Consider the following 273-nt stretch of genomic DNA (forward strand, 5'->3'; position numbering starts at 1 on the left):
TTCAGACGAGATCTACGAGCACCTCATCTACGAGGGGGAGCACTTCTCCCCGGGGCAGCTGGCGCCTGAGCACACCATCACCGTGAACGGGGCGGCCAAGGCCTTCGCCATGACCGGCTGGCGCATCGGCTACGCCTGTGGCCCCAAGGCGGTCATCAAGGCCATGGCGGACGTTTCCAGCCAGTCCACCACCAGCCCCGACACCATCGCCCAGTGGGCCACCCTCGAGGCCCTCACCAACCAGGAGGCCTCGAGGGCCTTTATCGAAATGGC

At 65.9% G+C, this 273-nt stretch carries 1 protein-coding gene; it reads left to right on the forward strand.

All coding sequences use genetic code 11. The features are described from left to right. On the forward strand, positions 1–273 hold a 273-nt coding region (locus E0702_RS17380; RefSeq protein ID WP_132045764.1), incomplete at both ends, for an aminotransferase class I/II-fold pyridoxal phosphate-dependent enzyme.

The sequence above is a fragment of the Halomonas marinisediminis genome (assembly GCF_004347715.1).
Classification (GTDB): Bacteria; Pseudomonadota; Gammaproteobacteria; order Pseudomonadales; family Halomonadaceae; genus Halomonas; species Halomonas icarae.